Source organism: Falsiroseomonas oryzae, from assembly GCF_027856955.1.
Lineage (GTDB): Bacteria > Pseudomonadota > Alphaproteobacteria > Acetobacterales > Acetobacteraceae > Falsiroseomonas > Falsiroseomonas oryzae.
This window is the reverse complement of the sequence record NZ_JAPSMD010000200.1, coordinates 1-9,756: the sequence shown is the minus strand read 5'-3', so window position 1 is coordinate 9,756 and position 9,756 is coordinate 1. Positions and strand designations below refer to the sequence as shown.

At 73.4% G+C, this 9,756-nt stretch carries 9 protein-coding genes; 6 read left to right on the top strand and 3 right to left on the bottom strand.

Going from position 1 to position 9,756, the window contains the following annotated elements; all coding sequences use genetic code 11:
- Positions 1 to 194: hypothetical protein (locus tag OZN99_RS18120; protein WP_270936670.1), on the bottom strand; the 194-nt coding region annotated here is incomplete at its 3' end.
- 62 nt (positions 195 to 256) lie between these two features.
- Complete coding sequence (locus OZN99_RS18115) at positions 257 to 1,729, bottom strand: leucyl aminopeptidase (protein WP_270936669.1); 1,473 nt, start codon at positions 1,727 to 1,729, stop codon at positions 257 to 259.
- A gap of 111 nt (positions 1,730 to 1,840) precedes the next feature.
- Here OZN99_RS18115 and OZN99_RS18110 point away from each other — a divergent pair, with 111 nt between their 5' ends.
- Entirely contained in the window at positions 1,841 to 2,824 is a 984-nt protein-coding gene (locus OZN99_RS18110; protein WP_270936668.1) for an L-threonylcarbamoyladenylate synthase, read from the top strand.
- Positions 2,825 to 3,027: 203 nt separating this feature from the next.
- Here the strand turns inward: OZN99_RS18110 and OZN99_RS18105 are convergent, their stop codons facing one another.
- Positions 3,028 to 4,002: a Bug family tripartite tricarboxylate transporter substrate binding protein gene (locus OZN99_RS18105; RefSeq protein WP_270936667.1), complete on the bottom strand. Its 975-nt coding sequence runs from the start codon at positions 4,000 to 4,002 to the stop codon at positions 3,028 to 3,030.
- A gap of 740 nt (positions 4,003 to 4,742) precedes the next feature.
- Between OZN99_RS18105 and OZN99_RS18100 the strand changes: the two genes are divergently transcribed.
- The 5 genes from OZN99_RS18100 to lptG are packed head-to-tail and all read left to right on the top strand — an operon-like array spanning position 4,743 to position 9,602.
- Positions 4,743 to 5,306, top strand: coding sequence for a chromate transporter (locus OZN99_RS18100; protein ID WP_270936666.1), 564 nt, complete (start codon positions 4,743 to 4,745; stop codon positions 5,304 to 5,306).
- Positions 5,303 to 5,833: a chromate transporter gene (locus tag OZN99_RS18095; RefSeq protein WP_270936665.1), complete on the top strand. Its 531-nt coding sequence runs from the start codon at positions 5,303 to 5,305 to the stop codon at positions 5,831 to 5,833. Before OZN99_RS18100 ends, OZN99_RS18095 begins: the two co-directional genes overlap by 4 nt.
- A 12-nt stretch (positions 5,834 to 5,845) precedes the next feature.
- The gene (locus OZN99_RS18090; RefSeq protein WP_270936664.1) at positions 5,846 to 7,273 is read left to right on the top strand and encodes an FAD-binding oxidoreductase; all 1,428 of its coding nucleotides are present in this window, start codon (positions 5,846 to 5,848) and stop codon (positions 7,271 to 7,273) included.
- Between the two features lie 57 nt (positions 7,274 to 7,330).
- A complete protein-coding gene (gene lptF / locus OZN99_RS18085; RefSeq protein WP_270936663.1) occupies positions 7,331 to 8,461 on the top strand; it encodes an LPS export ABC transporter permease LptF in 1,131 nt (376 codons plus the stop codon).
- Between the two features lie 7 nt (positions 8,462 to 8,468).
- Positions 8,469 to 9,602, top strand: coding sequence for an LPS export ABC transporter permease LptG (lptG, locus tag OZN99_RS18080; RefSeq protein ID WP_270936662.1), 1,134 nt, complete (start codon positions 8,469 to 8,471; stop codon positions 9,600 to 9,602).
- Positions 9,603 to 9,756: the final 154 nt, after the last annotated feature.

The window sequence follows — 9,756 nt, the reverse complement described above, 5'->3', positions numbered from 1 at the left end:
CGACGGCGCCCGATGCCCAGCAGCGCCTGGCGCGGCGCGGCCGCGGGCTCCAGCACCTGCCCGGCCTCGCCGCGGAAGCCAGAGGCTTCGGCGGCGCGGCGCAGCGCCTGCGGCAACTCTGCGCCCTCCGCCACCGGCCGCAGCAGCGGCAGGGACGGGTCGGGCGCGCCGCGACGGAAGCCGACCTTCAGCATGGGGAGCACGTCTGCGCGACCGATTGACGCATGCGGGACACGCCCGTTGCGATCGGGCGCGATCAGCCCTCCTCCGCCATCTCCGCGACCAGCCGGTCCAGCAGCCGCACGCCGAAGGCGGTCGCGCCCTTCGGCACCGTCGGGTGGTCCTTGCTCGTCCAGGCGGTGCCCGCGATGTCGAGATGCGCCCAGGGCTTGCCGTTGGTGAAGCGCTGCAGGAACTGCGCCGCGGTGATCGACCCGCCCGGGCGCCCGCCCACGTTCTTCATGTCCGCGATGTCGGACTTGATCTGCTTGTCATAGGCATCGCCCAGCGGCATGCGCCAGCACTTCTCGCCCACCGCGCTGCCGGCGGCGATGATGCGCTGCGCCAGCTCCTCGTCGTTGCTGAACAGGCCGGCATGCTCGTGCCCGAGCGCGATGATGATGGCGCCGGTCAGCGTGGCCAGGTCCACCATGCCGCGGGGGTCGAAGCGTTCCTGGCAGTACCACATGACGTCCGCGAGTACCAGGCGGCCCTCGGCGTCGGTGTTGATCACCTCCACCGTCTGGCCGGAATAGGTCTTCACCACGTCGCCAGGCCGCTGCGCGGTGCCGGATGGCATGTTCTCCACCAGGCCGACCAGCCCGACGACGTCGGCCTTCGCCTTGCGCCCGGCCAGCGCCGCCATGGCGCCGACGACAGCGCCGGCGCCGGCCATGTCCCACTTCATGTCCTCCATCCCCGCGGCGGGCTTGATGGAGATGCCGCCGGTGTCGAAGGTGACGCCCTTGCCGATCAGCGCGAGGGGCTTCGCCTTCTTCCCCTTCGGCGCGCCCTTCCACTGCATCACCACCATCCGCGGCTCCTGCGCGGAGCCCTGGGACACGCCGAGCATCGCGCCGAAGCCGAGCCGCTTCAGCTCCTTCGGCCCCATGATCTCGACCTCGACGCCGAGCCGTTCAAGGCCGCGGCAGCGATCGGCGAATTCCGTGGGGTGCAGCACGTTGGGCGGCTCGCTGACCAGTTCGCGCGCCAGGAACACACCATCGGCGATGGCGCGCAGCGGCGCGAAGGCGGCCTTGGCGCCAGCCGTGTTGGAGGTCGCGACGGCGATGCGCTCCAGCTTCGGCTTGTCCTCCTCCTTCTCCTTCGTGCGATAGCGGTCGAAGCGCCAGCCGCGCAGCACGGCGCCGAGGCCGAAATGCGCGGCGAGCTTCGGATCCAGCGCATCGGCCGCGACATACGCCTCGCGGTCGGCCGCGATCGCCGGCGCCAGGGCGCCGCCTGCGGCCTCCACGCCCTCCGAGCCGAGCTCGGCCGCCTTGCCGAGGCCGAGCGCGACCACCTTGGTCCAGCCGCCGAGCGCCCAGAGCGTGGTCGCCTGGCCCTTGCGGCCCTTGAAGCCGGCGGCCTCCAGCGCGCGGGAGAGCAGGCCGCCCGATGCCTCCTCCGCCTCCCGCGCCAGGCCGGCCGGCGGGTCGCCCTCGGTCATGGGCAGCACGAGCACGCCGTTCCTCGGCAGGGCGGGCTTGACGAAGGCGATGTCGGGCATGCGGGGGCGGTTCCGTCGTTCCGTGTGGCGCCCAGCCTACCACCTTGTGCGGCCACCGCGCCAAGCCGGCCCCCGCTTGGCGCGCAGCGGGGTGGCGGGTAAGGCCCGGCCATGGATCGCGGCACCCGCCTGACCACCGACGTCGCCGAGGCCGCCGCGCTGCTGCGCGCGGGCGAGCTAGTCGCCTTCCCGACCGAGACCGTCTACGGGCTGGGCGCGGATGCGCGGAACGGCCGCGCGGTGGCGGCGGTCTTCGCGGCGAAGGGCCGGCCGGAGTTCAACCCGCTGATCTGTCATGTCGCCACCGCCGAGGCGGCCTTCGAGGAGGTGGTCGCCGATGCCCGCGCGCGGGAGCTCGCCGCCCGGTTCTGGCCCGGTCCGCTGACCCTGGTGCTGCCGCGTCGCCTCGACTGCCGGGTGGACCTGCTGGCCGGCGCGGGGCTGGATACGCTGGCGGTGCGGGTGCCCGCGCACCCGCTGGCGCTCGAGTTGCTGCGCCGGGTGGACCGTCCGGTCGCCGGCCCCTCGGCGAACCGCTCCGGCAGCGTCAGCCCGACCACGGCGGCGCATGTGCTGGAGGGGCTCTCCGGCCGCATCGCCGCGGTGCTGGATGGCGGGCCGTGCGCAGTCGGCGTGGAGAGCACGGTGCTGGACCTGTCCTCGCCGCGCGGCGCGGTGCTGCTGCGGCCCGGCGGCGTGCCGGCGGAGGCGATCGAGGCGGCGATCGGAAAAGTCGGCCGCCGGGTGCCGGCCAGTGCGGCGGAGGCGACGCGCACCCTGCGGAGTCCCGGGATGCTGCTGTCGCACTACGCGCCCGCACTGCCGGTGCGGCTGGATGCGGTGGACGTCGCAGGCGAGGAGGCGCTGCTGGCCTTCGGCCCGGCGCCGCTGCCGGGCGCGGGCGCGCTTTGGAACCTATCGCCCGCAGGCGACCTGGCCGAGGCCGCCGCGCGGCTCTTCGCCGGACTTCGCTGGCTGGATGCGGAAGGCCGGCGGCTGGGCCTGGCGCGCATCGCGGCGATGCCGGTGCCGGCGGCGGGGCTGGGCGTGGCGATCAACGACCGGCTGACGCGGGCGGCGGCGCCGCGGGGGTAGCAGTCGCCGTGGCTGCGGCGGCCGGCAATGGAGCCGAACCGCCGGGATGGGCAGGTGGAGGACATCCCTCGATCCCACCACGCTGCCTGCGTCGAGGATCTTCCGTCGGACGTCAGCGATGCATTGCCATCTCGAGGGCAGCGCGTCGTCGAACCCGGTCGGCTGCTGTCCGGTGCCTCATCTGAGGGGCGATCGTGGCGACGTCATCGTGCACGCAGCCCCAACCGCTCCAGCACCGCGGCCATGCGCTCGATCTCGCGCGGGATCAGGGCCGCGAACTCCTGCGACGTGTCGCCGACGATGGCCAGGCCCAGGCCCTCCAACCGATCGCGGACCACCGGCTCGACCAGGGCCGCGGCTGCGTCGCGCTGGATGCGTGCAACCACAGCCTCCGGTGTGCGGGCTGGCGCGACCAGTCCGAACCACGCCACCGAATCGAAGCCGGGGAAGCCCTGTTCGGCCACCGTCGGAACGTCGGGCAGCGCCGGCGAGCGGTCAGCCGACACCACGGCCAATGCGCGCACCTCACCGGCCTGGATCCGGGGGATCATGGCCGCCCCCGCGATTGTCGCCTGCACCCGCCCTTGCAGGAGGTCGGCGACCATCGGTCCTTCGTTTGCGTAGGGCACGGCGGTGATGTCCACCCCGGCCGCCTGCTTCAGCATCTCCATGCCGAGATGGGTGGAGAAGCCGACGCCGGTATGAGCATAGGTGAGTTGGCCAGGCCGCGCGCGGGCGAGCGCGAGGAAGTCCTGCAGGGTGTTGGCCGGGATCGAGGGGTGCACCACGAGCGCGTTGCGCGTCCGCACCAGTCGCGCAACAGGGGCAAGGTCGCGCCGCGGATCGTAGGGGAGAGGCGGGTCCATGCTGACCCGCACCACCATCGCGCCATCGCCGGTCAGGCCGATCGTATGGCCGTCCGGTGCTGCCTTCGCGACGCGGTCCACGCCCAGGGTGGCGGAAGCGCCCGGGACATTCTGCACGACCACGGGCTGGCCCCAGGCGGCGGCCAGGCGCTCGGCGACGAGACGGCCGACGATGTCGGGCTGGCTGCCCGGGCCGAAAGGGACGATCAGCGTGACCGGCCGTTCCGGCCAGGTGGAAGCGTTGGGCGACCGACTGGGCATGGCGAGGGCCGGCAAGACCAGGCCGGAGAACAGCAATTCGCGGCGACGCACGGCGATTCTCCCTGTAGAGGCCCGGCCCTGTGCCGGGCGGCCGACCTTCGCAGAACCATAAGGGAGTCCGCAACGAACTGTTGAGTCCTCTGGATGCCCGCGGCCCCACCGCCCCAGCACGCACCGGGAGCCGTGCGTCCCGACCACATCAGGCCGCCGTCGCCCGCCAGCCGGTCGCGACCGCCCTCCGGGCCGACCGGCGGCAGATTGCGCTGCCGGACCTCACCGGAGTTGCCGACGGCGCGGATCGCGTTCAGCGCCAAGGTGTTGTCGAGCTCTCGATCACCACCGGCGTGAAGGTCACGCGGCGAGCGCGCGCCCGGTCGGCGAGCTTCAGCTCCGTCGTCGTGCCGGGCTGGAGGCAAATGGTGGCGCCATCCAGCTCCCGCGCGCTGGCCCGGTTCGGGTCGCGCCAAGTGATGAAGCTTGGCCGTCGTGCATGTTCACGCCGACGGAGCGCATGCGGCCAGCATCGCCCGGCACCGCGACCGGGACGGCGCGGCAGAAATCCGCGTCGAGGTCCTGCCACTCCCCACGCGCATCGGGTTGGGAGAGGGCGGCGTGGCGGCCCCGGCAGGGGCTGCGGCGCCCGGGCGAAAGCCGGCATGGCGCGCAGCAGCAGGGCAAAGGCGGCAAAGCACACGGCGAATCCCCGGGCGGCGCGTGGCCCGCGACCCGCGCCCTCCGGTTCCGCCGCCCCCGGGCTTGATCGACCCGCCGCACCGCGCTCCGTTGGGCCCATGCCGCCCGATACGCCCCGCCCGACCGTCCCGCAGCTCTTCCTCACCTATCTCCGCATCGGCCTGATCGGCTTCGGCGGCGTGAATGCCTGGGCGCGGCGCGTGATCGTCGAGGAGAAGCGCTGGCTCTCCGAGCAGGACTACGCCGAGGTGCTGGGACTCGGGCAGGCGCTGCCCGGGCCGAATGCGCTGAACGTCGCCATCCAGCTGGGCGAGCGCTGGCGCGGGCCGGCCGGGGCGATCGCCGCGCCCGCCGGGCTGTTCGCCGGGCCGCTGGTGGTGCTGGCGTTGCTGGCCATGGCGCATGACCGCTGGGGGGAGATCGCGCTGGTCAAGGCGGTGCTGGCCGGCACGGCGGCGGCGGCGGCGGGCATGGTGATCGGCACCGCGCTCAAGATGGCGCAGAAGCTGAAGCCCTCCGCCCCGGTCCTGGCCGTCGGCCTGGCCGCGCTGGTCGGCGCCGCGGGTCTGCGGCTGCCGCTGCCGGCGATCGTGCTCGGCCTGGCGCCCTTCGGCATCGCCGCGGCCTGGTGGACGATGCGCCGCGGAGAGCGTGCCCAATGACCGAGGGCGGCGGCGTATTGTGGCAGCTCGCCACCGGCTTCGCGGCGATCTCGCTGATCGCCGTCGGCGGCGGCATCGCGGTGGTGCCGGAGATGAACCGGCTGGTCGTGGACGTGCATGGCTGGATGACCGATGCGCGCTTCGCGCAGCTCTTCGCCCTCGCCCAGGCCGCACCGGGGCCGAACGTCCTGGTGGTGGGCCTGATCGGCTGGCAGGTGGCCGGGCTCACCGGGATGCTGGTCGCGACCCTGGCGATGACCCTGCCCTCCGGCCTGCTGGCCTATGGCTTCTCCCGCCTCCGGACCCGGCTGGCCGGCAGCCGCGGCCTGCGGGTGGTGGAGAAGGGTCTGGTGCCCATCGCCGTCGGGCTGATCCTGTCCTCCGGCCTGATCCTCGGCCAGGCGGCGGCCAGCGGCTGGGTCGCTGTGGCGCTGACCCTGGGCTCCACCCTCTTCGTCTGGCGGACCGACCTCAGCCCGCTCTGGGTGCTGGCGGTGGGGGGCACGGTCGGCGCGCTTTTCCTGTAGAAGGCCGGGACCATGCCCGACACGCCCGTATCGCCGACCCTGCTGGACCGCCTCTCGGCCATCCTCGGCCCGCGCGGCCTGCTGACCGACCCGGCCGACATAGCCCCCCACCTGACGGACTGGCGCGGCCTCTACCAGGGCGCGAGCCCGGCCGTGGCCCGGCCCGCCAGCACGGAGGAGGTCGCCGCGGTGGTGCGGCTCTGCGCCGAGACCCGTACGCCGCTGGTTCCGCAGGGCGGCAACACCTCCATGGTCGGCGGCGCGGTGCCGGACGAGAGCGGGCGGCACCTGGTGCTTGCACTGACCCGCATGAACCGCATCCGCGAGATCGACACCGCCGACATGACCATGACGGTGGAGGCCGGGCTGGTGCTGAAGGCGGCGCAGGACGCGGCGGCCGAGGCCGGCTGCCTCTTCCCCCTCAGCCTCGGCGCGGAGGGCACGGCGACGATCGGCGGCGTGCTCTCCACCAATGCCGGCGGCAACACCACGGTGCGCTACGGCAATGCGCGCGAGCTGATGCTGGGGCTTGAGGCGGTGCTGCCGGACGGCAGCGTCTGGAACGGGCTGCGCCGGCTGCGGAAGGACAATACGGGCTATGCGCTGCGCCACCTGCTGGTCGGCGCGGAGGGCACGCTCGGCGTCGTGACCGCGGCGGTGCTGCGGCTCTTCCCCCGCCCGCGCGACGCCGCGGTGGCGTTCTGCGCGGTGGCGGACGAGGATGCGGCGCTGGCGCTGTTCCGCCGCTTCCGCGACCGCGACGACAGCGCCGTGCGCGCCTTCGAATACATGTCGGGTACCGGCGTGGACCTGGCCGTGAAGCACATCGAGGGCGTCGCGCTGCCGCTCGAATCGCGCGCCGACCACTATGTCCTGGTGGACCTCGCCTCCTCCCGCCCGGATGCCGGGCTGCGGGACATGGCCGAAGCCGTCCTTGCCGAGGCGATGGAGGCGGGCGAGGTCGCGGACGCCGCGATCGCCGCCAACGAGGCGCAGGCGCAGAAGATCTGGCGCATCCGCGAGGAACACCCGGAGGCCCAGAAGCGCGAGGGCGCCAGCGTCAAGAACGACGTCTCCGTCCCCGTCTCGAAGGTGCCGGAGATGATCCGCCGCTGCTCCGCCGCGCTGGCCGCGCTGATCCCCGGCAGCCGGCCCGTGCCCTTCGGCCATATCGGCGACGGCAACATCCACATGAACCTGGAGCAGCCGGAGGGCATGGACCCGGCGGCGTTCCTGGCCCGCAGCCACGACATCATGGATTGCGTCAACGCCGTGGTGCGCGATCTCGGCGGCTCCTTCAGTGCCGAACACGGCATCGGCAGGCTCAAGACCGACATGATGGAGGCCTGGCGCGGCGGGCCGGAACTGGCGGCGATGCAGGCCATCAAGCGCGCGCTCGATCCGCACGGGATCATGAACCCGGGCAAGGTGCTGCCCTGAGCCCGCCGCCCGCGCCGGCTTTGCCCGCCCCCCCTCGCGGCTGGTAAGCAGGGCCGGATGAACCGCATCGACCGCTACATGCTGCGGCAGCTGGGCTTCGGCCTGCTGGCCGTCACGGCCGGGCTGGCTGCGCTGGTCTGGCTGACGCAGTCGCTCCGCTTCATCGAACTGGTGCTGGACCGCGGCCTGTCGCTCGCCGTCTTCCTCGAGCTGACCAGTCTGATGCTGCCCGGCTTCATCGCGGTGATCCTGCCGATCACCACCTTCATCGTCGTGCTGTTCGTCTATGTGCGCATGAACACCGACCGGGAGCTGGTGGTGATGCGCGCCGCCGGGCTTTCCCCGGCCCGGCTCGCCCGGCCCGGCATCCTGCTCGCGCTGGTCTCGGTGGGCATCGGCTTCCTGCTCAACCTATGGCTGGTTCCGTTGTCGCACGGCGCCTTCCGCGTCTGGCAGTTCGAGATCCGCAACCAGATGGCCGCGATCCTGCTGCAGGAGGGCGTGTTCTCCTCGGTCGGCAACGATCTCACGGTCTATGCGCGGGTGCGCGAACGCGACGGGACGCTGCGCGGCATCCTGGTGCACGACCAGCGAGAGCCCGGCGCGCCGGTGACCATCATCGCGGAGGGTGGCCGCATCACCTCCACGCCACTGGGCCCCCGCGTCGTGCTGCTGAACGGCGTGCGCCAGCAGCTGGAACGGCCGGCAGCCGGCCAGCCGCCCCGGCTCTCGGTGCTGTCCTTCGCCGAGAACAGCGTGGACCTGGCCCGCGCCACCCGCAACGAGGAGGTACGCGCGCGCGATTCGCGCGAGCGCAGCGTGGCGGAGCTGCTGGACCCCGACCCCGCCGAGGGCCTCCGCCCGCGCGAGATCGCGCGCTTCTATGGCGAGGCGCACCAGCGTCTCTCGGCGCCGCTCACCGCGCTGACCTATGCCCTGGTCGGGCTGGCGGTTGCGCTGACAGGGCAGTTCCGCCGCCACGGCGGCGGCTTCCGGCTGGCAATCGGGATCGGCATCACCGTCGGGCTGCTCGCCCTCGGCCTGACCATCGGCAACCTGGCGACGCGGGACAACACCTTCGTCTGGCTGATCTGGGCGCATGCGATCGCGCCGGGCATCGTCGCCTTCTGGTGGATGATCGGCGCGCCGGGGCTGCCGCGCATCCGCCCCGGTCCGGCGCCGGCCTGAGACCGCCATGACGCTGACGCCCACCCTGACGCTCTACGTCGCCCGCGGCTTCCTGGGCGCCACCGCGGTGATGCTGGCGGCGCTGACCGGCCTGGTCGCGCTGTTCGACTTCATCGAGCTGCTGCGCCGCGCCGCGACGCGGCCGGATGTCGGGTTCGACATACCCGCCACCATCGCGGCGCTGCGACTGCCCTTCGTCGCGCTGCAGATCCTGCCCTTCGCCATCCTGCTCGGCGGCATCGTGGCGTTCTGGCGCCTGACCCGCTCCTCGGAGCTCATCGTGGCGCGCGCGGCCGGCATCTCCGCCTGGGGGTTCCTCACCGGGCCGGGGCTGGTCGCGGTGCTGCTCGGCATCATCGCGGTGGCCGGAGTCTCGCCGCTGTCCTCCATGATGCTGGCGCGGGCGGAACGGATGGACCAGACCTTCCTGCGCACGGGTGGCGGGCTGTCCTCGCTCGCCGGCGGGCGGCTCTGGCTGCGCCAGGCGGACCGGGAGCTCGACCCGCTCGGCATCGCCATCGTCACCGGGCGGCCGGCCGCCGCGCGCGGACCGCTGGCGGCGGCCGGTGCGGCTGGCTTCGAGCTTCAGGGCGTCACGGTCTGGCGCCTGTCCGCCGGCGACCGCCCGTTGGCGCGGATCGAGGCGCCGCGCGCCAGGCTGGCCCAGGGGCACTGGGTGCTGGAGGACGCCGTCACCTTCGGCGAGAACCGGCAACCCGCGCCGCCGTCGCGCATCGAGCTGCCGACGGAGCTCACCGCCGGCCGCATCGAGGACAGCTTCGCCTCGCCCGAGACGCTGAGCTTCTGGTCGCTGCCCGGCTTCATCGAGGTGCTGGAGGAGGCGGGCTTCTCGGCAGTGCGCCACCGCATCCAGTTCCAGTCGCTGCTGGCGCTGCCGGTGCTGTCGCTGGCGATGGCGCTGCTCGCGGCCGGCTTCTCGATGCGTCACAACCGCCGCGGCGGTGTGGCGCAGATGATCGCGGGCGGCGTCGCGGCCGGCTTCGCGCTGTTCGTGGTGGACCGCGTCAGCGGCGAGTTCGGCGAGGCGGGCTCGCTGCCCGTCGTGCTCGCGGCCTGGGCGCCCACCATGGCCGGCCTGCTGCTGGCGCTGGCGCTGCTGCTGCACCTGGAAGACGGGTAGAGGGGAGAGGGGCGATGCAGGGGGGAGTGGAGAGGCGGCGGGACGCGCCGCGCCGCGCCCGGCGCGGTCCGGCATCGCCTGCCGCGCTCGGCGCCGTGCTGGCCACCCTGCTGTCCGTGCTGCCGGGCGCGGATGCCCTGGCGCAGCCGACGGG

Coding starts and splice junctions, on each gene's coding strand:
- OZN99_RS18090 (WP_270936664.1), top strand. CDS start 5,846: ATGCCCGACACGCCCGTATCGCCGACCCTGCTGGACCGCCTCTCGGCC.
- OZN99_RS18115 (WP_270936669.1), bottom strand. CDS start 1,729: ATGCCCGACATCGCCTTCGTCAAGCCCGCCCTGCCGAGGAACGGCGTG.
- OZN99_RS18110 (WP_270936668.1), top strand. CDS start 1,841: ATGGATCGCGGCACCCGCCTGACCACCGACGTCGCCGAGGCCGCCGCG.
- lptG (WP_270936662.1), top strand. CDS start 8,469: ATGACGCTGACGCCCACCCTGACGCTCTACGTCGCCCGCGGCTTCCTG.
- OZN99_RS18100 (WP_270936666.1), top strand. CDS start 4,743: ATGCCGCCCGATACGCCCCGCCCGACCGTCCCGCAGCTCTTCCTCACC.
- lptF (WP_270936663.1), top strand. CDS start 7,331: ATGAACCGCATCGACCGCTACATGCTGCGGCAGCTGGGCTTCGGCCTG.
- OZN99_RS18095 (WP_270936665.1), top strand. CDS start 5,303: ATGACCGAGGGCGGCGGCGTATTGTGGCAGCTCGCCACCGGCTTCGCG.